This is a genomic window from Rhodoferax sp., from assembly GCF_034520025.1.
Lineage (GTDB): Bacteria > Pseudomonadota > Gammaproteobacteria > Burkholderiales > Burkholderiaceae_C > Allorhodoferax.
Map to the genome: position 1 here is coordinate 1,102,122 of NZ_JAXHNZ010000002.1, position 20,921 is coordinate 1,123,042.

A 20,921-nucleotide genomic window follows, 5' to 3' on the forward strand; every position below is an offset into this window, starting at 1 on the left:
AGGCAGGTGGAGAATCGACGCCAACACTCCGCTACGTGTCATTTCATGTTTGAATTAGGGGTCTGGCGCCCTATTTGGGGCCCTATCGTTGGATACTTTATGAAAACAAGTCTGCGCCATTCGTTCAGGCCCGCGCGTGCAGCATCCATGCCGCCCGGAAAAAGCTGTGTCTTGATCGTGGAAGACCAAAGAGCACTCTCCGAAATGCTCACCAGCATGGTCAAAAAGGCGTGGCAGTGCACGGTTCTTAACGCTGCAACACTGGCTGAGGCCAGCGCACTCCTCGAGCAACACGGCCACGAAATTTTTGCTGCAGTCTGCGATGCCAACCTGCCCGATGCCCCCTATGGGGAGGTTTTCGAGTTGATTGCGGCCAAACACATTCCTGCTATTGCCCTGACAGGAACGATCACCAAAGACATCCGCAACATGATGACGCAGGGGCTGATCGTCGACTATGTACTCAAAAAGGGGCTGCCCTCCTTTGAATACGCGGTGCAATGGCTGAGCCGGCTCATCCGGAATGCCGGGCTCAAGGTCTTGGTGGCCGACGACTCGCCCTCTTCGCTGGAGGTCATCCGCAGGATGCTCTCCATGCAGGGGTTGAATGTACAAATAGCCCATAACGGGCGTGAAGCCCTGGCCACACTCACTGCGCAGCCCGACATCAAGCTCGCTTTGGTGGACTACAACATGCCGGTGGTGGACGGTTTCGAGTTCGTTACCGAGGCACGCCGAACCATGGGCAAAGAGCGCCTCGCCATTATTGGCATTTCCGGAGAAAACCATTCGGACATCTCCGCACGCTTCTTGAAGCACGGGGCCAACGATTTCATATCCAAACCCTATTCATTTGAAGAAATGACCTGCCGGGTCAACCAAAACCTGGAGATGCTGGAGTTGGTGGACCGCTTGCACCACCTGGCCAACGTAGACGCGTTGACGGGCCTTTACAACCGGCGGCATTTTTTCGAGCAAGGCGGCTTGCGTCATGGTTCCGCCAAAACCGCAGCGCAACCTGTAGTGGTCGCCATGTTGGATATCGACCACTTTAAATCCATCAACGACCGCTTCGGCCATGCAAACGGAGACATCGTGATCCGTTTTGTTGCCGATTATTTGAAAAAGCACTTTCCGGATGCCCTGGTGGCCCGCATCGGCGGCGAAGAGTTCGCGCTATTTAGCGAATCCCACACTGTCGAGCTCTTGCGGCCCCGGCTCGATGCGTTCCGGGAGTTGCTACCTCTCAATACTGCGGAGGGTATGCCCGAAGAGATCAAGGTCACTATCAGTATAGGAATCCATGGCGGACACGATGAAGACTTGAACGCCCTCCTCCATGTGGCTGATCAACGCTTGTACGAGGCAAAGGCCCAAGGACGGAATCGCTTGGTTGGATGATTTGTGACAGCCGGTATATAATCGTCGGCTTTGCTGACAACATCCTCCAACACAAGGAATATTAATCATGGCATCTGGTAAACCCAAGAAAAAGAACCCACGCCTGGCGTCGGGCCGTAAACGCGTCCGTCAGGACATCAAAATCAATGCAGCAAACACTTCTTTGCGTTCCAAATACCGCACCGCGGTGAAGAACGTGGAAAAGGCAGTTGTGGCTGGTGACAAGACCAAAGCCGCAGAATTGTTTGCCAAGATGCAAGCCGTGGTGGACACCGTGGCTGACAAGGGCATCTTCCACAAGAACAAAGCAGCACGCGACAAGAGCCGTTTGGCTACCAAGGTGAAAGCCTTGGCACTCGCAGCCTAATCGCTTAGGCAATCGCACGGACCTTGGCAACAAGGTTCGCCGTTTGTAAGGGTGCGCTGTCAGCAAAAGCAAAAAAGCCGTTCATCTGATCGGCTTTTTTGTTTCTGTCGTCAGGACAAAAAATTATTCGGAGGCTGCCGGACGAGCAGCAGGCGCCTCAGGGCGGGTCTCACTGACCTGCAGATCGTTGTCACGGGCGAAGTTCAGGCAGAAGTCCCAAGCCATCACATCGTAGTCGCGCAAGTCGGGGTGCACGATGACGCATTTCACCTGCCCGATCGAGGTGGGCACGCACCATGGCGAGTAGCCCAGATGGCTACCGCGGGTGGCGCCGCCGGGGCGGAATTGGCTCATCACACCGGCCAGACGCTCCGCCCAGTCACTGGGGCGAAAGGTCTTGCCTTGCCGCGTGATTCCCAGGATGTAGAGTTCTTTTGGAGGAGTGGTGGCCATCAGTGCGTGGAAAATTTCAGGGGGTTCGCCCACCGGCTCATGACAGTGCTGCGACGCACAAGAATTCTACCCGCTCCGCTGTCAGGGAGATGACAAACCAGCTATGCCGACGCACATCAGTGTGATGTGGATTTGTCACGAAACCGCCATCGCCAGTGCGCCTAAAATCAGGCTTCAACGGCCCGACTGGCCTTTGCAGCAGTCGGGCCGATCTGTTTTTTAGCCAACCCCGGAGTTACCGCATGACCGCCGCCACCGTTACCACGCCGTCTTCACCCCACGTGATGAACACTTACGGCCGACTGCCCATCGCCCTGAGCCATGGACGAGGCTGCCGCGTGTGGGACGTGAACGGCAAGGAATACTTGGACGCGCTAGGCGGCATCGCGGTCAACACCTTGGGCCACAACCACCCGACACTGGTGCCCGCGCTGCAGGACCAGCTTACCCGGCTGATCCACACCTCCAACTACTACCACATTCCCTTGCAGGAAGAGCTGGCCCAACTGCTGGTGGAACGCTCGGGCATGCGCAATGTGTTTTTCTGCTCTACCGGCTTGGAAGCCAACGAAGCCGCGCTGAAACTGGCCCGCAAGTTCGGCCACGACAAGGGCATTGAGCGCCCTGAAGTGGTGGTGTACGAGAAGGCTTTCCACGGCCGCTCTATTGCCACCCTGAGTGCTACGGGCAACCCCAAAGTGCAGACCGGCTTCGGCCCGCTGGTGGAAGGCTTTATCCGCGTGCCGGTGAACAACATCGACGCCCTGAAAAAAGCCACCGAAGGCAACCCCAATGTGGTGGCCGTGTTCTTTGAAGCCATCCAAGGTGAAGGCGGCGTGAACCCCATGCACATGGACTACCTGCGCGAGGTGCGCGCCCTGTGCGACCAGCGCGACTGGCTCTTGATGATTGACGAAGTGCAGTGTGGCATGGGCCGCACCGGCAAGTGGTTTGCCCACCAGTGGGCCGGCATCCAGCCCGACGTGATGCCCCTGGCCAAGGGCTTGGGCTCCGGCGTGCCGGTGGGCGCCGTGGTGGTGGGCCCCAAAGCCGCCACCATCTTCCAACCCGGCAACCACGGCTCCACCTTCGGCGGCAACCCGCTCTCCATGCGCGCCGGGGTCGAAACCATCCGCATCATGGAAGCGGAAGGTCTGCTGGCCAATGCCGAGAAGGTGGGCGCCCACCTGAAAGCCGGGCTCGAAGCCGCCCTGAAAGCAGAGCTCGCCAACGGCGGCGTGAAAGAAGTGCGCGGCCTGGGTCTGATGCTGGGTGTGGACTTGTCCAAGCCCTGCGGCGCCCTGGTGCAACGCGCAGCCGATGCTGGCTTGTTGATGAGTGTGACGGCGGACAGCGTGGTGCGCTTGGTGCCCCCACTAATTCTGACCGCTGCCGAGGCCGATGAGATCGTCGCCATCATTGCACCCTTGATTTCTGCTTTCCTGAAGGAAACCGCATGAGCCCCCTGAACCACGGAATCCCCAGCACCCTGCCCCAAGGCGCGCCGCCCGTGCGGCACTACCTGCAGTTTGACGACTTCAGTGCCGACGAATACGCCTATCTGCTGGAGCGCACAGCTTTCATCAAAGCCAAATTCAAGCGCTTTGAGCGGCACCACACCTTGGTGGACCGCACGCTGGCCATGATCTTCGAGAAGGCATCCACCCGCACCCGTGTGAGTTTTGAGGCCGGCATGTACCAGCTGGGCGGCAGCGTGGTGCACCTAACCACCGGCGACAGCCAGCTCGGCCGCTCCGAGCCAATTGAGGACAGCGCCAAGGTCATCAGCCGCATGACCGACATCGTGATGATCCGCACCTACGAGCAAACCAAGCTGCAAGCTTTTGCGGCCAACTCGCGGGTGCCCGTCATCAACGGCCTGACCAACGAGTTCCACCCCTGCCAGATCCTGGCGGACATCTTCACCTACATCGAGCACCGCGGCCCTATCCAGGGCAAGACCGTGACCTGGGTGGGCGATGGCAACAACATGGCCAACACCTGGCTGCAGGCCGCCGCCAAGCTGGGCTTCCATCTGCGCGTGTCTACGCCCAGCGGCTATGAAGTCAATGAGAAATTGGCCGCTAGCGCAGGCGGAATGGGCGCGGGCAGCTATAAAACCTATAGCGATCCGATGGAAGCCTGTGAGGGCGCAGACCTGATCACCACGGATGTGTGGACAAGCATGGGCTACGAGGCTGAGAACGAAGTCCGCCGCAAAGCCTTTGCCGCCTGGTGCGTGGACCGCAAAATGATGGCCGTGGCCGCGCCCAACGCCATCTTCATGCACTGCCTGCCGGCACACCGTGGCGAAGAGGTGGAAGCCGAAGTCATCGACGGCCCGCAAAGCGTGGTCTGGGATGAAGCCGAAAACCGCATGCACGTGCAGAAGGCGCTCATGGAGTACCTGCTGCTCGGCAAGCTCTGAGCCGCCAGCCCGCTCAATCTAAGGGAACCGGCAGATCCGCCATCTGCCCCTTGAACTCCTGCAGCGAAAAGTGAGACTGCACCTGCCGCACGCCCGGCAGGCGGTGCAGCTTGCGTTGCAACAGCTCGGAATAGTGGTCCAGGTCGCGGGCCACAAGCCCCACCAAAAAATCCGCCTGCCCCGAGATCGCGTGGAATTGCACCACCTCGGGAATCTCGGACACTGCCTGCACAAAGGCCTGGGACGAGGCTTCGTTCTGGTGGTCAATGCCGATCAGCACAAAGGCCAGCACGCTGTAGCCCAGCGCCCGCCGGTCCAGTGCGGCGTGGTAGCCCTTGATGGTGCCCGTCTCTTCGAGCTGCTTGACGCGCCGCCACGTGGGCGACTGCGACAAATGGGCCATCTGCGCCAGCTCGCCGGAAGTCAGGCGGGCGTTGTCTTGCAGGGCCCGCAGCAGCAGGCGGTCGGCTTTATCGGTGACTTGCTGCATAAATAATTCTCCAAACTCACGTCAAAGACTAACTTAGTCCATTTAATGAATACCTAAGATTAAATATCAACATTTCAAAGGCGCCAACACATAATTTCGCAAAACCACCCTCCCTGAGACACCATGACCACTCCCCTCACCCTAAACGACTGCCGCGCCCGTGATGCGGCCGACACCCTGCGCCCGCTGCGCGACCTGTTTGACATCCCCGAAGGCGTGATTTACCTCGACGGCAACTCGCTGGGCGTGATGCCCAAAACCGCTGCCGCCCGCGCTGCGGAAGTCGTCACCCAGGAATGGGGCCAAGGCCTGATCCGCTCCTGGAACACCGCCGGTTGGTTCAACCTGCCGCAGCGCCTGGGCAACCGCATTGCCCCGCTGATTGGCGCGGATGCCGATGAAGTGGTGGCCACCGACAGCACGTCGATTAACCTGTTCAAGGTCTTATCTGCGGCCTTGTCCATCGCCGCGCAAGACGCGCCGCAGCGCAAGCTCATCGTGAGCGAGCGCAGCAACTTCCCCACCGACCTCTACATTGCAGAGGGCCTGTGCAAGGAACGTGGCTACACCCTCAAGCTGGTGGAGCCGGAAGAGATCGCGGGCGCACTGAATGCCGACGTGGCCGTTCTGATGCTCACCCACGTGAACTACCGCACCGGCGCCATGCACGACATGCCCGCCGTGACCGCTGCGGCCCACGCCGCCGGGGCGCTCATGGTGTGGGACCTGGCGCATAGCGCAGGCGCGGTGCCGGTGCCCCTTAAGGCGTCAGACGCCGACTTCTCGGTGGGCTGTGGCTACAAATACCTGAACGGCGGCCCCGGCGCGCCCGCCTTTGTGTGGGTGCACCCCAAGCATGCCGATCGCTTTTGGCAGCCCTTGGCCGGCTGGTGGGGCCACGCGGCGCCCTTTGCTTTCACCCCCGACTATCAACCCGCACCCGGCATCACCCGCTACCTGTGTGGCACCCAGCCCATCGTCAGCATGTCGCTGCTGGGCTGCGGGCTGGAAGCTTTTGAAGCTGCCGACAAGCTGGGCGGCATGGCGACTTTGCGCGCCAAGTCATTGGCCTTGACGGACCTGTTCATCCAGCTGGTGGAAGACCGCTGCCAAGGCTATGGCATTGGCCTGGCCACCCCACGTGCGCACGCCCAGCGCGGCTCGCAGGTGTGCCTGACCCGCGAGCACACCGCCGGTGGCTCCTTGGGCTCCGGCGCATTTGCCATGGTGCAGGCGCTGATTGCGCGTGGCGTGATTGGCGACTACCGCGCGGGCGATGGCGGCATCCACAAGGACATCTTGCGCTTTGGTTTTACGCCGCTGTACATCGGGTTTGAAGATGTGTGGAATGCGGTGGAGCACTTGCGCCAGGTGCTGGAGAGCGGCGAATGGCAAAAGCCCGAGTTCAACCAGAAGCATGCGGTGACCTGAACATCCTTGGCGCTTGCACGAGGCGGCCGGGCGGCACAGGCCGGGGCCTCATCAGACCCTGCGGGTCAGCAAATCGGCCCCCACCTGCGCCACCCGTCCACCTCTTGAGTTACCTATGACATCTAAAGAAAAAATTGTGGCTGACGAAAAAGCCCAGCTCGACTTCAGCAAAACCATGAGCTATGGCGACTACCTGCAGATCGACACCATCCTGTCGGCGCAGCACATGCTGTCGCCCACGCACGACGAGCTGCTCTTCATCATCCAGCACCAGACCAGCGAGTTGTGGATGAAGCTCATGCTGCATGAGCTCACCGCCGCCATGCGCCACATTGCGCAGGACGACCTGCCCCCCGCTTTCAAGATGCTGGCGCGTGTGAGCAAAATCATGGAGCAGCTGGTGCACGCCTGGGACGTGCTGGCCACCATGACGCCGCCCGAGTACACCGCCATGCGGCCTTACTTGGGCCAAAGCAGCGGATTTCAGAGTTTTCAGTACCGCTGCATTGAGTTCTCGCTGGGCAACAAAAACGCTGCCATGCTCAAGCCCCACGCCCATGCGCCCGAGCGGCTGGCCGTAGTGCAAGCGGCGTATGAAGCACCGTCCTTGTACGACGAAGCCCTCAAGCTCATGGCCCGCCGTGGCATAGCCGTGCCCGCCAGCCACCTGGAGCGCGACTGGACCCAGCCCTACACCGCCAGCCCCGAAGTCGAGGCCGCCTGGCTGCTGGTCTATCGCGACCCCAAAGCCCACTGGGACCTGTACCAACTGGCCGAAGAGCTGACCGACCTGGAAGACGCCTTCCGCCTCTGGCGCTTCCGCCACGTCACCACCGTGGAGCGCGTCATCGGCTTCAAGCGCGGCACCGGTGGCACCGGTGGCGTGAGCTACCTGCGCAAGATGCTGGACGTGGTGCTGTTCCCCGAGATTTGGACGCTGCGCACGGCGCTGTAGACCAGCTACAGGCCAAATAGGCTTCTAGCGCTCGTGGAATCAACGCGAGCAGCTATCAAATAAGTAGCAATCTGCTGCTCAAGCGGGCTGGCGCCGTGCCGGCTCGCGCTGATGCAAAAACTTGGTGAGCAAGTCACGCGGCGGCGCCATGCCTATGCCCTTGAGTACCTGCTCCACATTGCCACGGTGGTATGAGCCGTGGGCCAGCACGTGGAAGAGCACTTCCTCGCGCGTCATGCGGCCGGCGTCTCCGTCGGTGAACTGAAAGCTCAGGTTCTCGGCCAGCGCAGATTCACTCAGCTCCGCCACATAGGTTTCAAACCAGTGGTCCGTTTCGGCAGCGGCGAAATGCAAGTCGCGCAAGGCGGGCGTGTCGTCAGTATTGGTCTGGGTGTAGCCATGCGCCTCGCCCAACAAATGGGCGCGGAAGATGCGATCCACCACGTAAATGTGATTCAGCGTGCGGGTGGCCGTGTGCAACGGCTCAGCATGCTGCACCGGGTCCACCAGGTGCATGGCATCAAACAACTCGGCATTGGCCCACGTCTTTTGAGCGAACAGGGTTTTAAGGATGGCGAGGGACATGGCGGGCTCAGGAGTGGGGCTGGGGGGCAAACGGATTTTTGGATGGACACTTCGGGGCCGTGCTGCTCTTGAACTGGGCAACGGCCGGGAGTAAAGCTCCTAGGGCGGCTGTAGTTGCAGTATTTCCGCTCAACAAAAGCTCGGGAACGAACCCATTTCTTGCTGCTTAGGGCCAGGTGCAGCCGTTCACAAATTCTGAAACTACGACGCCTTCAGGCTGGTTGCTGTCATTCGAGCCTGACGTTTGAATGATCGCGAGATTTCCGTAACCGGGCATTAAAGATCGAACACGAACAAGAAACCTGTTCAGCGCGGCTGAAATGCAATGATCCCCATGCCCACCAAGGCCACGGCGGCACCCGTCACGTCCCAGGTCGAAGGCCGCACGCCATCCACCGCCCATAACCACGCGATGGCGGCGCCAATGTAGACACCCCCATAAGCCGCATACACCCGGCCAGAGGCGGCGTCATGCAAGGTCAGCAGCCAGGCGAACAGCGCCAGACTGGCCGCCGCTGGCAGCAAGAGCCATACCGTTGCACCCTGCCGCAACACCAGCCATGGCAGGTAGCAGCCGACGATCTCGGCCAGGGCGGTCGCCACGTACAACAGAAAAGTCTTCATGGCGGATCAGTGTGCAAGATGGGGATGGCAGGCACAGGCTTCACCGTGCGCGGCAGCCACGAGTTCCTTGAGGATGCCGCAATCGGCGCTGTCTTCATCGCACCGCCCGCAACTGGCCCTGAGCAGCAACAACTGCTTCTCCAGCGCACGCATACTCTTGAGCCGCGCCCGAACCCGCTCAATCTGCTCCTGCACGAGCCGGTCTACGTCGGGGTGAGGATTGCCCGGGGCATCCAGCGCACCCAGCAGGCGGCGGATATCGGCCAGCGGCATTTCCAGCGCGCGGCAGTGGCGGATAAAGGCGAGGCGCTCCAAGTGTGCGTTCGCGTAGTCGCGGTAACCATTGTCCTGCCGCGCGGGCAACAGCAGCAGGCCCTGCTTCTCGTAGTAGCGGACTGTTTCGACATCCACGCCGGTGGCTTGGGCTAGTTCTCTGATTCGCAAGCCGTTCTCCGTTAATTGGTGATGGGGGTTGACTCTGTAGCCACTACGGGGTTTCAAATCCCGAGATTGTGCACTTTTAGGAATTTCCATGTCTGCCCACTGCTGTGAACACGAAAACCCTACCCATGACCAATTGACCAACCCGGCGCGTTACCGCCGGGTGTTGTGGGTGGCCCTGCTAGTCAACGCTGCGATGTTTTTGGTCGAGCTGGGCGCTGGTTTCTCATCGGGCTCGCTGTCGTTGCTGGCTGACGCCATCGACTTCGCGGGTGATGCGCTGAACTATGGTGTCTCTCTTGCGGTGCTCGCGTCGGCGCTGGCGTGGCGCGCCCGGGCGGCCATGCTCAAAGCTTTCAGCATGATGGGCTTTGGTCTCTACGTGCTCGGGAGCACTATGTGGGCGGTCTGGAACGGCCGCGTGCCCGACGCGCCCACTATGGGCGCGGTGGCCCTGCTGGCGCTGATAGCCAATGTGTCGGTGGCTTGGCTGCTCTACGCGTTTCGCGAGGGTGACGCGAATATGCGCAGTGTCTGGCTGTGTTCGCGCAACGACGCTATCGGAAACGTAGCGGTGTTCTTTGCCGCGCTGGGGGTTTTCGGCACAAGCACCGCATGGCCCGACCTGGTGGTCGCTGCGCTGATGGCCGCGCTGGCGCTGCACGGCGGCTGGCAAGTGCTACGTCAGGCGCGGGGTGAGTTGGGCAGCGTCGATACACACACCGACGAACCGGACCACCATGGCCATGCACACTGAGAGCTCGATGCCGTTGTTATTCGATCCGCATATCTACGAGCGCCTGGTACAGGCTTACCACCGGATTGATCAACGTGATGTATTGCAAGCCTGGCATCTGCTTGAAGCCCTGCACGTGTTCGGGCAGACGCGCCTGCTTCCCCATGCGCACACGCACTGGCTCATGCTCGGTCTGGCATGGCGAACGAGAAATCTGGCCGAATGGCGCGGACAGATCTTGCGGCTGCTGTTGGTACCGCTGGGCCACCTGCTAACTCGGCTCCCGCTGGGCAACAACGGGCGTGCCCACGTCAGCGCGTTCCAGCCCATGGCGGTGACCCCGGAACTGATGGCCACCATTCGCCAGTTTCAGCAGCCAAACCCCCGAACGTCCTGAAGGCCACCGGGTGAACCGACGTCGCTTGCCGCCCCAACCCGCACCGACACCCTACAATAACTACCCATGCGCGCCTGCCTGCTAGCCCTCTTGTTGCTGTTCTGCTTACCCCTACAGTGGGCGGGCGCAGCGTCGGGCGTGCCATGCGTGCACGAGGCCTGCGCTCCGCTGCACACCAGCCTGACCGATGTCTCTACACCGGCCGTCACAGATGCCGCCGCTGGCGAAGCCCACGCTCAGCATCCGCATTGCGGCAGCTGCCACACCGGCGCCATGGCCATGACGGCCAGTGCACCGTTTCTTTCGACCGACGACACCTCCTGCTTGTTGCCAGGACCGAATCTCTGGACCGAAGTCCTTCTGATCGAGCGGCCCGAACGGCCGCAGTGGCCAGCCCTGTTCTGACCAGGGCTCGGTTTTCTTTGCGGCACCCTTCGTCGCTTCCCCGATCCCTGTCAAGCGCGCCAGCCCATGTGGCTAGCGATGTCCTTTTTTTCAGGGTAGTTTCATGTCTGCATTTCCGTGGCGGGGCCGTCCCCGCCTGACTTGGCTCGTTGCCGTGGCCCTTCTCGTCGCCGCGGACCAGTTGAGCAAAGCCTGGTTCGCTAGCACCATCCCCTTGGGCCAGGCTGTCGAGGTGACGCCTTGGTTCAACCTCGTCCATGTGCTCAACACCGGCGCCGCGTTTTCTCTGCTTGCCGATGCAGGCGGCTGGCAACGGGCGTTCCTCATCGTCGTGGGCGTGCTGGTGATCGTGCCCATCACCTTCGTCTGCCTAACGCGAAATGCTGAACCGCTGGACCGCCTGGCTGGGGCGTTGATCGTGGGCGGCGGCAGCGGCAACATCTTCGACCGGATCGCCAATGGCGCGGTCACCGACTTTCTCGACCTGCACTGGAGAGGCTTGCACTGGCCGGCGTTCAACCTGGCCGACGTGTTCATCGTGCTAGCGGCAGCCGCCTGGATTCTGATGTCCCTGCGCCCCTCCAAAGCCGCATCCGGGAGTCCCCCGTGAACCGCCCTTGGACCCTGTTGCTGCTGGCTTGGTTGATGGCGACAGCCGCCACTCTGGGCGCGCTGTTCCTGGGCGAAGTCATGGGCATGACGCCCTGTGTCCTGTGCTGGTACCAGCGCATCTTCATGTTCCCGCTGGCGATCGTGCTGGGCATCGCCGCCTACCTGGATGACCGCCGCGGTGCGATCTATGCGCTTTGGCTGACCTTGGGCGGACTGGCCATCGCGGGTTATCACACCCTGCTGGTGGCTGGCCTGATCCCCAAAGCCTGGGTACCTTGCAGCGCGGGGGTTTCTTGCGCCGATCAGAAGCTTGAAATCCTCAACGGTCTCCAGATTCCGTGGCTGTCACTGGCCGCTTTCATGGCACTGGCGCTCCTGCTTTTCGTTTACCTCAGAAAGACCTCCCGATGAACTCCAAAAAAATCACTGTCATCGCCCTCGTTGCCGTCGTCCTCATGTTCTTCGTTCTGGGCATGAACGCCTACCAAACGCGCGTGCAGAACTCCCAGGCCGAGAAGGTCAGCGAAGTGGTCAGCCAATTCAGCAATTCATCGGGTGGCCAGGCCAGCCAGGCAAACAACCGGCTGGTGCGCTTCCATTCTCCGGTCTTTGGTCCGAGCAATGCGCCGGTCACCATCGTCGAGTTCTTTGACCCGGCCTGCGAGACTTGCAGGGCGTTCTACCCCATCGTAAAGGACATCCTGAAGCAGTACCCGAACGATGTGCGCCTGGTGATCCGCTACGCCCCCTTCCATGCGGGCTCCGATAAGGTGGTCAAGTTGCTGGAGGCGTCCAAGCGGCAGAACAAATACCTGCCGGTTCTGGAGATGGTTCTGGCCGCCCAGCCGCAATGGGCCGATCACGCACAGCCCAACATCGAGCTGGCGTACCAAGCAGCCAAAGAGGCAGGCCTGGACATCGCCAAGGCACACAGCGACGCGCAAGGGGCAGAGATTGCTGCGGTGTTGCAGCAGGACATTGAAGACCTGACCGCGCTGGAAGTGACTAAGACTCCCACCTTCTTTGTCAATGGCCGTGGACTGCCGTCGTTTGGAGACCAGCAGTTGCGGGACCTTGTGGCGGAAGAAGTGGCCAAAGCGAGGAAATGACATGAATTCACGTTTTGCTTCTGCCCCGGACCATGCACCTACAGGTCGCCGCCGTTTTGTGCAACTGGCCCTCACCTGTTCGGTGCCTGCGCTGCTGCTGGCGTGCTCCCCCGACAAGCCTGCATTCAAAAGCACCGATGTGACCGGCGCATCCTTTGCTAAGGACTTCAGGCTCAAGGATCAGGACGGTAATCTGCGGACGATGCAGGACTTTAAGGACAAGATCGTGGCGGTCTTCTTCGGTTTCACGCAATGCCCGGATGTCTGCCCTACGGCCATGATCACCATGGCCGAAGTCAAGCGCTTGCTGGGTGCCCAGGGAGAGCGCTTGCAGGTTATCTTCATTACGGTGGACCCTGAGCGCGACTCCCAAACCTTGCTCAAGGAGTACATGGCCAGCTTCGACTCGGGTTTTATCGCCCTGCGGCCCGAACCTGATGAACTCAAGGGCGTGGCAGACGACTTCAAGATCTACTACAAGAAGGTCCCCGGGTCCACGCCGACCAGCTACACCATGGACCACTCGGCAGGAAAGTACATCTTCGACACCGGGGGGCGGGTTCGCCTGTTCTCAGCTTACGGAACCGAAGCCGCCACGATTGCGTCGGACATCAAGACCCTTTTGAACTCATCCTGAGGCCTTGTCCCCCAAGTTTTCCCAATCACTGCTCTATCATGAAACCCATCATCCCGATTCGCACTGTGCTTATACACATCCGCGACCACAGACGGCTAGTGTTGGCGGGCTTGGGCGCCTTGCTGCTGGGCACCGGCGCCGTGGCTTTTGGCGTCTCCACCACCTTGCCAGACGCCGCCGAATGGCCAGTCAGGCAAGTGGTGGAACCGGTGGAGTCGTCGCTTGCACCCGCCACTAAGACGTCAGCTAGCGCAGATTTTCTGATTCATCAATCGCAACTCATCCGACGCGACGACTCCCTGCAGACGCTGCTCCAACGACTGGGTGTCGAAGATCGAGATGCACGGGACTTTCTTGCGAGCGACGCCGCATCGCGCCAGGTGCTGTTGGGTGGGTCCGGCAGGCTCGCCACCGTCACCAGAACGCCTGAAGGCCAACTGCGAACCTTGACGGCGCGCTGGGTAGACACCAACAACCAGCGTGTCACCCGGCTCATGGTCCAGGCTGAGGACGGTGGGTACCGTTCCCGGCTCGAACAGCCCGAGCCTCGGCGCCTGGTGCAGTTCGGCGCGTTCACGCTTCACTCATCGTTCTACGCGGCCGCCGACAAGGCGAGCCTCCCGGATGCCGTCGCTGCCCAGACGGTAGAAGCTTTTTCTGGCGACATCGATTTTCAGCGCGACTTGAAGCGCGGTGCGCGTTTCAGCCTGGTTTACGAAGCGTTCGAGCTGGACGGCGAAGTCCTGTTCACCGGGCAGTTGCTCGGCGCCGAGGTTCAAAACGGCAGGGCGACCCATCAAGCCATGTGGTTTCAGGAGACGGGCAAGGCCGGTGAGTTTGTCAGCCTCGACGGTGAGAGTCAGCGTCGGGTGTTTCTGGCGTCTCCCTTGGCATTTTCCAGGGTTACCAGTTCGTACGGGCCGCGCATTCACCCGGTGTTCGGCGTGCAGAAGGAGCACAAGGGTACGGACTACGGGGCGCCAGCGGGGACGCCTGTCCGAAGCGTCGCGGACGGTGTGGTCAGCTTTGCTGGCCGGCAGGGTGGTTATGGCAACTACGTGGTCATCCGGCACCCCGACAACGCCGCCACCGCCTATGCGCACATGGAGCGTATCGCGGTCCGGGCGGGGCAGCGCGTGCAGCAAGGTCAGAACATCGGCACGGTCGGCTCCACGGGCACAGCGACAGGGCCGAATCTCCACTTTGAACACCTTGTCAAAGGCGTGCGCAGCAACCCGACCCGGATCGTTGGCGCGCCATCGTCCACAACCCAGTCAGTGGCCCAACTGCCGTCTTTCCTGAGCGAGGTCAAAGCCATGCGCGAACAGCTGGGCATGGCCTCCACTGTCTCGTTGGCCAGCGCGCAGTGATCCGACCGACCTCATTTCTTCCATTGACCGACCTGTGAGCGCTTCCTCTTTGACGACCAACCGGCGAACCCTACTTGCGCGTGGCGTGGCGACCCTTTCGTCGCTGGCAATTCCCGCCCCACCCGTCACTGCCCAACCAGCCCGCAACGCATCATCCAATGGCGCCTTGCTGGCGGGCAGCTTGCGCTCGTCGCCCGAGGCGCGGTTGATCGAGATCTACCGCGCCACTGCCGCCGGGGACAAACAGGCTTTGTCATTGGCGGCAGCGCTGGTGCGGGATGTGCCCGGTTTTCAGCTGGGGCAGCTCGTCTATGCGGACCTCCTTCTGGTCAGGAGCGGTGCTGCTCACCGTTTTTCCAACGTGACGGACGGTCCACCCGCCGTGCGTGAGCAACTGCAGAAACTGCGCTCGGAAGCCGAACGCCGACTGGCATCGTTCAAGGAAATGCCACCGGCCGGTCTGGTGCCTGAACAGGTCTTGCAACTGTCGCGCAATGTGCGGCATGTTGTTGTCGTGGACGCCAGCCATTCGAGGGTCTATGTCTTCGAGCATCAAGCAAACGGCCTGCAGCTGATACGCAGCTTTTACGCCTCCATCGGTCAGGCGGGATTCGACAAGCGGATCGAGGGCGACCTGCGCACCCCGCTGGGGATGTACTTCATCACCAGCCGTCTGGACGACAAACAGCTCGAGGAGCTTTACGGCATCGGCGCGCTACCGCTGAACTACCCCAACGAGCACGACCGTCGCCAAGGCCGCACCGGCAGCGGCATCTGGCTGCACGGCGTGCCCCGCGCCACCTATTCGCGCAGTCCCTACGCGACGGAGGGCTGTGTTGCCTTCGCCAACGACGACATGGCCTACCTCATGGAGGTTCTGCAGACGCGTCGCACGCCGGTGGTGATTGCAGACGAAGTGAACTGGGTTCGCCCGGTCGACCAGACCGCTCAGCGCCGCAGCTTCGAAACCCTTCTCAACCAATGGAAGCAAGCCCGAGCACGAGGTGACAGCGGCGTGTTGCAGGCACTGCAGACCGCCGACTACAACGCGCGCGACAGCAGTCCACTTCGCAGGGTGTCCACAGGACCGGAGAGTTCGCATTCCGTTCGCGATCCGGGTCTAGCATCCAAATGGCGCGATGTCTCAGTGTTTCGCTGGAAGCGCCAGTCAGAGGTCGCCATCGTCAACTACACCGCTGACGCTTCGAAGCCAGCACGCAGTACCGAACGCCGCCAGTACTGGGTGCAGGAGCAGGGGCGCTGGCGTCTGTTTTTCGATGGGGCAGTTTGATGGGTGCTGATCCGATTTGCAGTTGATCATTGCTGAGAAAGGGCTCGTCTTGGGTCAAACTAACTGGACCCCGACGAACTGCACTGCAGGGGGTTTTCATATTGGTTCTTCACCAATGCCATATTGGTAGACATGCGGCAATTGGTTATGCAGGCTATTAACATATGGTCTGCGGAGTGCTGCGAGTTAGGTGCTGGGTCAATGCTTTTTTGTTTCAACATCCTGTTAAGGAATGGATACAGCTATGCGCAAAGTTAGATTAAATGCCTTGAAGTCCTATGTCTGTTTTCGTACCGCTTTTACAGGCGTCCTGATGGCCACAGGAGCACTGTTTTTAGCCGCAAACGCCTCAGCCCAGCGTTACGATCTTGAAGAGCCCAAATTTCTGGTCATCAAAAAGGACGGCAACTTTGAACTCCGCGACTACAAGCCCATGATCGTTGCTGAGGTCATTGTCCAAGGCGACATCACTGCTGCAGGCAAGGAAGGTTCGCGCTTGGTCAAGGAATACATATTCCGTCAAGGGGCGAACGATCCTGCCAACCAGTCGAATCGAGATTCTGAGAAGGTGTCAATGACACTACCCGTGACGATGGAAAAAACGGCAGAAAAAATCTCCATGACATTGCCTGTGACGATGGAGCCCACAGCAACGTCGAGCTACAGGCTCCATTTTGTGATGCCGTCTCAGTACACGATACAGACCTTGCCCAAGTCGGCTGATCCGCGCGTCACGCTAAGAGAAGTCCCTGCTCAAAAAGTTGCTTCTATCCGCTTCTCCAGATTCAGCACCGAAGCCGTTATTGCGGAGCGAACAGCCCTGTTGCGAGAGTGGATGAACAAGCAAGAACTCAAAGCCGCTGGTCAGCCGCAATTCGCGCGATACGACCCGCCTTTTGTTCCTCCTCTCATTAGGCGCAGTGAAATCTTGATACCTGTGGAGTAGAGCTGCCCCTATGCGCTGAAGAAAAAACTGCTGCCGCCCGTGACCTGATGTGTTGATATCTGCACTGAGTGATCACTTGGGCCAATATCAGTTTCGCCTGAACGGCAGCTGTGTCACCGGCAAGCTGCCAGCGTTTGGGAATTTCACATGGCGGTTTAGGATCGACGGAGGGAATTTACCTATTTGATCGGCTGGCACTCAACCGCAAGATGGCGGTACACCCTGCGGCCCACCACCATTCTTACCGTAGCGCCCTCGATACCGGTCTTTGGTGCTGCCGCCACTGCCTGAAGATCCGATGACAGCTTCACGTCATGCTCTTTGACCTCAGCTTCTGGCCGCGACCGATGGCAATCGCTGCAAAGCCGACATCCGGCGAGGTGACGCTAGAGACCGCTTTGGGTCGAAAGTGAACACTTTCAACAACACAGAAATGTTTCACTGCATAAATTCAACGGCGAACCCTGCACTCGCCACCGAGTCCAGAACTTTGTGCCTCCGACCCAACACATCGCCAGCGATCAAAGCCCCCAAACTTTCCCCCACAGACTCCTTGGCATGACCAAGCAATGGCACCCACATAAAGATCACCTGCGTCATCCTCTACGAAATCGACTCGCTCCAGAAAGACCAGTTCACGACCTACGCCAACAATTGGGCACGCACCATCTCGCGCCGGGGTGGGGCCGACTTTGCGCAGAGAAAAGGCAGCAACTCAGAAAGCACCTAGAAAGTCAGCTACCTTCCACCAACGATTTATGAATGAAACTGGCCTCTAGCGCACACCAAATATGCGCGAGCAGCTATTCATTTGATAGCATGTAAGTCCTCCCCAAGCCCCCACAAGGACCCCACATGCAAGCCGTTGTCTACGAAGCCTTCTCCGCCCCACCCCGCCTGCAAACCGTGCCGGACCCGACGCCCGAGACGCACGGCGTGGTCGTCAAGGTGCAGGCCACGGGCGTGTGCCGCAGCGACTGGCATGGCTGGGTGGGGCATGACACCGACATCGTGCTGCCCCATGTGCCCGGCCACGAGCTGGCGGGCACGGTGGAGGCCGTGGGCAAAGACGTGACCCGCTGGAAGGTGGGCGACCGCGTCACCGTGCCTTTTGTGGGCGGCTGCGGCAGTTGCCCGGAATGCCACTCGGGCAACCAGCAGGTGTGCGAAAAGCAGTTTCAGCCTGGCTTCACGCATTGGGGCTCGTTTGCGCAATACGTGTCCATCCACAAGGCAGACCTGAACCTCGTGGCCCTGACCGAGAGCCTTGACTTTGCCACCGCGGCCAGCCTGGGCTGCCGCTTTGTGACCTCCTTCCGCGCGGTGGTGGATCAGGGCAAAACTTCGGCGGGCCAATGGGTGGCGGTGCACGGCTGTGGTGGCGTGGGCTTGTCGGCCATCATGATTGCCCACGCGGTTGGCGCCAATGTGGTGGCCATCGACATCGCAGAAGACAAGCTCGCCATGGCCCGTGCCATGGGTGCTGTGGCCACGGTCAACGCCACCCAGGTGGCCAACGTGGTGGAAGCGGTGATGGAGATCACCCAAGGCGGCGCGCATGTGTCGCTGGACGCGCTGGGCCACCCCACCACCTGCTTCAACTCCATCAGCAACCTGCGCCGGCGTGGCAAGCACATTCAGGTGGGGCTGATGCTGGCCGAGAACAGCACACCGGCCATTCCCATGGCCAAGGTCATCGCCCACGAGCTGGAGATTTTGGGCAGCCACGGCATGCAGGCCCACCGCTATGGGGCCATGCTCGACATGGTGCGCACCGGCAAGCTGGCGCCTGAAAAACTGGTGGGCAAAGAGATCAACCTGCAACAGTCCATAGCCGCGCTGATGAACATGGACAAGTTCGAGGTGGCCGGCGTGACGGTGATCACCGAGTTCTGAAGCGCCTCGCCGGTTAGGGGCTTACAAAATCTTGAGTTGCTTGGCCTGTGAGGTCAGCTCATCGCGGAATTTGGGGTGCGCAATGTTGATGAGCGCTTGCGTGCGTTGCTTCATGGACTTGCCGCGCAGCTGGGCTACGCCGTATTCGGTGACCACGTAGTTGATGTCGTTCTTGCTGGTGGTGACATGGGTGCACGGAGACAGCGAAGGCACGATGCGGGAGATAGTGTCGTCCTTGGCGGTGGACGGCAGCACGATGAAGGCCTTGCCACCCTTGGAGCGGTTGGCTGCGCGCACAAAGTCGGCCTGCCCGCCGGTGCCGGAATACGGCGCAGGTCCCAAGCTCTCCGAGCCGCACTGGCCCAAAAAGTCGATCTGCAAGGTGGCGTTGATAGCGACCAGGTTGTCGTTCAGGCCGGCAATGGCCGGGTCGTTGGTGAACTCGACCGGGTGCATCTCCAGCCCCGGGTTGCGGTGCATGAAGCGGTAGAGCTTGGCCGAGCCCAAGCCGAAGGTGGCCACCATTTTTCCGGGCATGAAGTTCTTGCGCCGGTTGGTTACGGCGCCGGCCTCCACCAGCGTCATGATGCCGTCGCCAATCATCTCGGTGTGGATACCCAGGTCTTTTTTGCCGGTAAGCTGCATCACCACCGCATCGGGAATGCCGCCATAGCCGATCTGCAGGGTGGAGCCATCGTCAATCAAATCGGCCACATACTTACCAATGGCCTGCTGCACCGGCCCGATTTTGGGCAGGCCCACTTCGAGTACCGGCGCATCGCTCTCCACCAGCGCCGCCACCTGCGAGATGTGCACATGGCAGTTGCCAAAAGCAAAGGGCACGTTGGGGTTGACCTCCAGTACCACGGCGCGGGCTTTTTTAACCGCCGCCATGGTGTAGTCCGCGCCCAGGCTCAGCGCAAAGAAGCCGTGCTCGTCCATGGGCGACGCCATCGCAAACACCACATCTGCCGCCATCTGCCCCCGCTCAATCTGCGCCGGAATCTCGGAGAAGTAGTTGGGAATGAAGCCGATCCAGCCCTCTCGCCCGCCGGCCCGTGTGGCCCCGCATAAGAAAAAGGCGACGTGGCGCACATGCTCGGTGGTGGTGGGGTCGATGTAACCGTACTTGCGCATGGCCAAAATCTGGCAGACCTTCACATCACGAAAGCTGCGCCGCTGCTCCGACAGCGCGGTCAGCAAACTGGGTGGCTCGCCCACACCGGTGGGGACGATGATGGTGTCGCCATCACGCACCAGCCGGATGGCTTGGTCTGCGGAGGTGCGCTTGTGTTCGTAAGACTGCTGGTACGTCATGGGGGCCTGCCTGAAGGGGTAAAGGTGTTGAATCAGCCCATTCTTCGCCCTGTAACTGACGCAGTGCTTGCCTCAGCCTCATTCACACCAATGACAAGCCAAATTGACCGCTAGCCCCTATAAAACCTGCGCAGCCAGCTATTTATTTGATAGCAATCAAGAGAAACAGCGGGTCGGCCCGTGCGCTGACGCAGAAACACCAGAGCCCCTCAGTTAGACTGGACCAAAGGAAACAACACTATGGCCGGCGTATTTGGTAAAGATCCCAACATGAAGCGAAAAGGAAGCAAGGAGGAACTCGACCGCATCATGGGCGAGCGAGCCCGCAACAAAGAAGCTGCGGCAGCCCTTTTCCGGCTCAGGAAACCGGCAACACCAGCTCCCAAAAAAGCGGAACCACCCAAGGCCTGACCCCACGCCTATGGATTGGGTACCCATTGTCTTTCTTGCGTTCAAGGTGCTGGTGTTCGGCACGGCCATGTTCTTTGCCATCAAATGGCATTACGGCCAGGGCGGATCGAAGAAGGAGATGCGCGTGGTGGTCCGCACGAGTGCGGCGCTCATCGTCGTGTTCGTGCTAGTGGCCGTCGGTTTTGTGTTCGCCACGTTCACCTTTGCCAAGTGGCTTGGTATGGACTTGAACTTGACGTAATCAGCGCCCTTTGGACGACACGCGGTTGGATGGCGCAAACCCCTTTGATGACACGCTGTTTACCGAGCGGAACTGAAAGATTGTGGACGTCCTCAAGCGAGTCGCCCAAGAGGCTGGTGAAACGCCGGCCCGTTTGGCATTGGCTTGGGTTACGCAGCGACCCGGTGTTTCGTCAACACTCATGGGAGTGAGTCGAGTTGCACAAGTGGCGGAGAACATCGCATCGCTAGATCTAGTTATTTCAGCGGAACACAGAGCGGCTCTTGACGCGGTGAGCGCGCCAGATCCACGAATGCTCTACACCCTGTTTACTTCGGAAGTGCGCCAATTTGCCGTATCCGGCGGGAGTCATGTGACGCCTTGGCGCTGATGCAGAAA

Annotated in this window: 26 protein-coding genes; 20 read left to right on the forward strand and 6 right to left on the reverse strand. The window is 60.4% G+C overall.

Going from position 1 to position 20,921, the window contains the following annotated elements:
* Nucleotides 1-99 precede the first annotated feature (99 nt).
* Complete coding sequence (locus U5L73_RS13490; protein WP_322562825.1) at nucleotides 100-1,401, forward strand: diguanylate cyclase; 1,302 nt, start codon at nucleotides 100-102, stop codon at nucleotides 1,399-1,401.
* A 67-nt stretch (nucleotides 1,402-1,468) separates the two neighbouring features.
* A complete protein-coding gene (gene rpsT / locus U5L73_RS13495) occupies nucleotides 1,469-1,768 on the forward strand; it encodes a 30S ribosomal protein S20 (RefSeq protein ID WP_094478292.1) in 300 nt (99 codons plus the stop codon).
* Nucleotides 1,769-1,891: 123 nt separating this feature from the next.
* On the opposite strand, the gene U5L73_RS13500 is transcribed toward rpsT, so the two are convergent.
* Entirely contained in the window at nucleotides 1,892-2,221 is a 330-nt protein-coding gene (locus U5L73_RS13500; RefSeq protein ID WP_322562826.1) for a DUF3579 domain-containing protein, read from the reverse strand.
* Between the two features lie 242 nt (nucleotides 2,222-2,463).
* Here U5L73_RS13500 and U5L73_RS13505 point away from each other — a divergent pair, with 242 nt between their 5' ends.
* Nucleotides 2,464-3,681, forward strand: coding sequence for an aspartate aminotransferase family protein (locus tag U5L73_RS13505; RefSeq protein ID WP_322562827.1), 1,218 nt, complete (start codon nucleotides 2,464-2,466; stop codon nucleotides 3,679-3,681).
* Entirely contained in the window at nucleotides 3,678-4,649 is a 972-nt protein-coding gene (gene argF, locus U5L73_RS13510) for an ornithine carbamoyltransferase (protein WP_322562828.1), read from the forward strand. Before U5L73_RS13505 ends, argF begins: the two co-directional genes overlap by 4 nt.
* A gap of 13 nt (nucleotides 4,650-4,662) precedes the next feature.
* On the opposite strand, the gene U5L73_RS13515 is transcribed toward argF, so the two are convergent.
* The gene (locus U5L73_RS13515; protein ID WP_322562829.1) at nucleotides 4,663-5,139 is read right to left on the reverse strand and encodes an Lrp/AsnC family transcriptional regulator; all 477 of its coding nucleotides are present in this window, start codon (nucleotides 5,137-5,139) and stop codon (nucleotides 4,663-4,665) included.
* Between the two features lie 123 nt (nucleotides 5,140-5,262).
* Here U5L73_RS13515 and kynU point away from each other — a divergent pair, with 123 nt between their 5' ends.
* Together kynU and kynA are read left to right on the forward strand one after the other, a co-directional pair.
* Nucleotides 5,263-6,570 (forward strand): kynureninase, encoded by a 1,308-nt coding sequence (kynU, locus tag U5L73_RS13520; protein ID WP_322562830.1) that lies wholly within the window; start codon nucleotides 5,263-5,265, stop codon nucleotides 6,568-6,570.
* A 115-nt stretch (nucleotides 6,571-6,685) separates the two neighbouring features.
* Entirely contained in the window at nucleotides 6,686-7,525 is an 840-nt protein-coding gene (kynA, locus tag U5L73_RS13525; protein ID WP_322562831.1) for a tryptophan 2,3-dioxygenase, read from the forward strand.
* A 78-nt stretch (nucleotides 7,526-7,603) separates the two neighbouring features.
* Here the strand turns inward: kynA and U5L73_RS13530 are convergent, their stop codons facing one another.
* From U5L73_RS13530 to U5L73_RS13540, 3 genes are all read right to left on the reverse strand, one after another.
* The gene (locus U5L73_RS13530; protein ID WP_322562832.1) at nucleotides 7,604-8,110 is read right to left on the reverse strand and encodes a DinB family protein; all 507 of its coding nucleotides are present in this window, start codon (nucleotides 8,108-8,110) and stop codon (nucleotides 7,604-7,606) included.
* A 306-nt stretch (nucleotides 8,111-8,416) separates the two neighbouring features.
* Nucleotides 8,417-8,734, reverse strand: coding sequence for a YnfA family protein (locus tag U5L73_RS13535; protein ID WP_322562833.1), 318 nt, complete (start codon nucleotides 8,732-8,734; stop codon nucleotides 8,417-8,419).
* Between the two features lie 6 nt (nucleotides 8,735-8,740).
* Complete coding sequence (locus U5L73_RS13540) at nucleotides 8,741-9,178, reverse strand: Cd(II)/Pb(II)-responsive transcriptional regulator (protein WP_322562834.1); 438 nt, start codon at nucleotides 9,176-9,178, stop codon at nucleotides 8,741-8,743.
* Between the two features lie 88 nt (nucleotides 9,179-9,266).
* Here U5L73_RS13540 and U5L73_RS13545 point away from each other — a divergent pair, with 88 nt between their 5' ends.
* From U5L73_RS13545 to U5L73_RS13595, 11 genes are all read left to right on the forward strand, one after another.
* On the forward strand, nucleotides 9,267-9,932 hold the full coding sequence (locus tag U5L73_RS13545; protein ID WP_322562835.1) for a cation transporter: 666 nt from the start codon (nucleotides 9,267-9,269) through the stop codon (nucleotides 9,930-9,932).
* On the forward strand, nucleotides 9,916-10,308 hold the full coding sequence (locus U5L73_RS13550) for a DUF3703 domain-containing protein (protein WP_322562836.1): 393 nt from the start codon (nucleotides 9,916-9,918) through the stop codon (nucleotides 10,306-10,308). The genes U5L73_RS13545 and U5L73_RS13550 overlap by 17 nt, the downstream gene beginning before the upstream one ends.
* Before the next feature lie 66 nt (nucleotides 10,309-10,374).
* Nucleotides 10,375-10,713, forward strand: a complete 339-nt coding sequence (locus tag U5L73_RS13555; protein ID WP_322562837.1) for a hypothetical protein — start codon at nucleotides 10,375-10,377, stop codon at nucleotides 10,711-10,713.
* Nucleotides 10,714-10,816: 103 nt separating this feature from the next.
* Complete coding sequence (gene lspA, locus U5L73_RS13560; protein WP_322562838.1) at nucleotides 10,817-11,323, forward strand: signal peptidase II; 507 nt, start codon at nucleotides 10,817-10,819, stop codon at nucleotides 11,321-11,323.
* Nucleotides 11,320-11,736 carry a disulfide bond formation protein B gene (locus U5L73_RS13565; RefSeq protein WP_322562839.1) on the forward strand — a complete coding sequence of 139 codons (417 nt, stop codon included), beginning with the start codon at nucleotides 11,320-11,322 and terminating at the stop codon, nucleotides 11,734-11,736. The genes lspA and U5L73_RS13565 overlap by 4 nt, the downstream gene beginning before the upstream one ends.
* Nucleotides 11,733-12,434 (forward strand): DsbA family protein, encoded by a 702-nt coding sequence (locus U5L73_RS13570; protein WP_322562840.1) that lies wholly within the window; start codon nucleotides 11,733-11,735, stop codon nucleotides 12,432-12,434. Before U5L73_RS13565 ends, U5L73_RS13570 begins: the two co-directional genes overlap by 4 nt.
* A gap of 1 nt (nucleotide 12,435) precedes the next feature.
* The gene (locus U5L73_RS13575; protein WP_322562841.1) at nucleotides 12,436-13,071 is read left to right on the forward strand and encodes an SCO family protein; all 636 of its coding nucleotides are present in this window, start codon (nucleotides 12,436-12,438) and stop codon (nucleotides 13,069-13,071) included.
* A gap of 65 nt (nucleotides 13,072-13,136) precedes the next feature.
* The gene (locus U5L73_RS13580; protein ID WP_322562842.1) at nucleotides 13,137-14,441 is read left to right on the forward strand and encodes a M23 family metallopeptidase; all 1,305 of its coding nucleotides are present in this window, start codon (nucleotides 13,137-13,139) and stop codon (nucleotides 14,439-14,441) included.
* A gap of 34 nt (nucleotides 14,442-14,475) precedes the next feature.
* Complete coding sequence (locus tag U5L73_RS13585) at nucleotides 14,476-15,732, forward strand: L,D-transpeptidase (protein ID WP_322562843.1); 1,257 nt, start codon at nucleotides 14,476-14,478, stop codon at nucleotides 15,730-15,732.
* 244 nt (nucleotides 15,733-15,976) lie between these two features.
* A complete protein-coding gene (locus tag U5L73_RS13590) occupies nucleotides 15,977-16,678 on the forward strand; it encodes a heme-binding protein (protein WP_322562844.1) in 702 nt (233 codons plus the stop codon).
* A gap of 855 nt (nucleotides 16,679-17,533) precedes the next feature.
* Nucleotides 17,534-18,574, forward strand: a complete 1,041-nt coding sequence (locus U5L73_RS13595; RefSeq protein ID WP_322562845.1) for a zinc-dependent alcohol dehydrogenase family protein — start codon at nucleotides 17,534-17,536, stop codon at nucleotides 18,572-18,574.
* Nucleotides 18,575-18,595: 21 nt separating this feature from the next.
* Here the strand turns inward: U5L73_RS13595 and U5L73_RS13600 are convergent, their stop codons facing one another.
* Nucleotides 18,596-19,891: an acetyl-CoA hydrolase/transferase family protein gene (locus tag U5L73_RS13600; protein WP_322562846.1), complete on the reverse strand. Its 1,296-nt coding sequence runs from the start codon at nucleotides 19,889-19,891 to the stop codon at nucleotides 18,596-18,598.
* Nucleotides 19,892-20,131: 240 nt separating this feature from the next.
* Here U5L73_RS13600 and U5L73_RS13605 point away from each other — a divergent pair, with 240 nt between their 5' ends.
* The 3 genes from U5L73_RS13605 to U5L73_RS17315 all read left to right on the forward strand — a co-directional run bounded on the left by U5L73_RS13605 (nucleotide 20,132) and on the right by U5L73_RS17315 (nucleotide 20,913).
* A complete protein-coding gene (locus tag U5L73_RS13605; RefSeq protein WP_322562847.1) occupies nucleotides 20,132-20,302 on the forward strand; it encodes a hypothetical protein in 171 nt (56 codons plus the stop codon).
* A gap of 10 nt (nucleotides 20,303-20,312) precedes the next feature.
* The gene (locus U5L73_RS13610) at nucleotides 20,313-20,543 is read left to right on the forward strand and encodes a hypothetical protein (RefSeq protein ID WP_322562848.1); all 231 of its coding nucleotides are present in this window, start codon (nucleotides 20,313-20,315) and stop codon (nucleotides 20,541-20,543) included.
* An 82-nt stretch (nucleotides 20,544-20,625) separates the two neighbouring features.
* Nucleotides 20,626-20,913 carry an aldo/keto reductase gene (locus U5L73_RS17315; RefSeq protein ID WP_416221314.1) on the forward strand — a complete coding sequence of 96 codons (288 nt, stop codon included), beginning with the start codon at nucleotides 20,626-20,628 and terminating at the stop codon, nucleotides 20,911-20,913.
* The last annotated feature ends 8 nt before the right edge of the window (nucleotides 20,914-20,921 follow it).

Excerpts from the sequence above, each read along its gene's own strand:
- U5L73_RS13490 (WP_322562825.1), top strand. The coding sequence starts at position 100 with ATGAAAACAAGTCTGCGCCATTCGTTCAGGCCCGCGCGTGCAGCATCC.
- rpsT (WP_094478292.1), top strand. The coding sequence starts at position 1,469 with ATGGCATCTGGTAAACCCAAGAAAAAGAACCCACGCCTGGCGTCGGGC.
- U5L73_RS13500 (WP_322562826.1), bottom strand. The coding sequence starts at position 2,221 with ATGGCCACCACTCCTCCAAAAGAACTCTACATCCTGGGAATCACGCGG.
- U5L73_RS13505 (WP_322562827.1), top strand. The coding sequence starts at position 2,464 with ATGACCGCCGCCACCGTTACCACGCCGTCTTCACCCCACGTGATGAAC.
- argF (WP_322562828.1), top strand. The coding sequence starts at position 3,678 with ATGAGCCCCCTGAACCACGGAATCCCCAGCACCCTGCCCCAAGGCGCG.
- U5L73_RS13515 (WP_322562829.1), bottom strand. The coding sequence starts at position 5,139 with ATGCAGCAAGTCACCGATAAAGCCGACCGCCTGCTGCTGCGGGCCCTG.
- kynU (WP_322562830.1), top strand. The coding sequence starts at position 5,263 with ATGACCACTCCCCTCACCCTAAACGACTGCCGCGCCCGTGATGCGGCC.
- kynA (WP_322562831.1), top strand. The coding sequence starts at position 6,686 with ATGACATCTAAAGAAAAAATTGTGGCTGACGAAAAAGCCCAGCTCGAC.
- U5L73_RS13530 (WP_322562832.1), bottom strand. The coding sequence starts at position 8,110 with ATGTCCCTCGCCATCCTTAAAACCCTGTTCGCTCAAAAGACGTGGGCC.
- U5L73_RS13535 (WP_322562833.1), bottom strand. The coding sequence starts at position 8,734 with ATGAAGACTTTTCTGTTGTACGTGGCGACCGCCCTGGCCGAGATCGTC.
- U5L73_RS13545 (WP_322562835.1), top strand. The coding sequence starts at position 9,267 with ATGTCTGCCCACTGCTGTGAACACGAAAACCCTACCCATGACCAATTG.
- U5L73_RS13550 (WP_322562836.1), top strand. The coding sequence starts at position 9,916 with ATGGCCATGCACACTGAGAGCTCGATGCCGTTGTTATTCGATCCGCAT.
- U5L73_RS13555 (WP_322562837.1), top strand. The coding sequence starts at position 10,375 with ATGCGCGCCTGCCTGCTAGCCCTCTTGTTGCTGTTCTGCTTACCCCTA.
- lspA (WP_322562838.1), top strand. The coding sequence starts at position 10,817 with ATGTCTGCATTTCCGTGGCGGGGCCGTCCCCGCCTGACTTGGCTCGTT.
- U5L73_RS13570 (WP_322562840.1), top strand. The coding sequence starts at position 11,733 with ATGAACTCCAAAAAAATCACTGTCATCGCCCTCGTTGCCGTCGTCCTC.
- U5L73_RS13575 (WP_322562841.1), top strand. The coding sequence starts at position 12,436 with ATGAATTCACGTTTTGCTTCTGCCCCGGACCATGCACCTACAGGTCGC.
- U5L73_RS13590 (WP_322562844.1), top strand. The coding sequence starts at position 15,977 with ATGCGCAAAGTTAGATTAAATGCCTTGAAGTCCTATGTCTGTTTTCGT.
- U5L73_RS13595 (WP_322562845.1), top strand. The coding sequence starts at position 17,534 with ATGCAAGCCGTTGTCTACGAAGCCTTCTCCGCCCCACCCCGCCTGCAA.
- U5L73_RS13600 (WP_322562846.1), bottom strand. The coding sequence starts at position 19,891 with ATGACGTACCAGCAGTCTTACGAACACAAGCGCACCTCCGCAGACCAA.
- U5L73_RS13605 (WP_322562847.1), top strand. The coding sequence starts at position 20,132 with ATGGCCGGCGTATTTGGTAAAGATCCCAACATGAAGCGAAAAGGAAGC.
- U5L73_RS13610 (WP_322562848.1), top strand. The coding sequence starts at position 20,313 with ATGGATTGGGTACCCATTGTCTTTCTTGCGTTCAAGGTGCTGGTGTTC.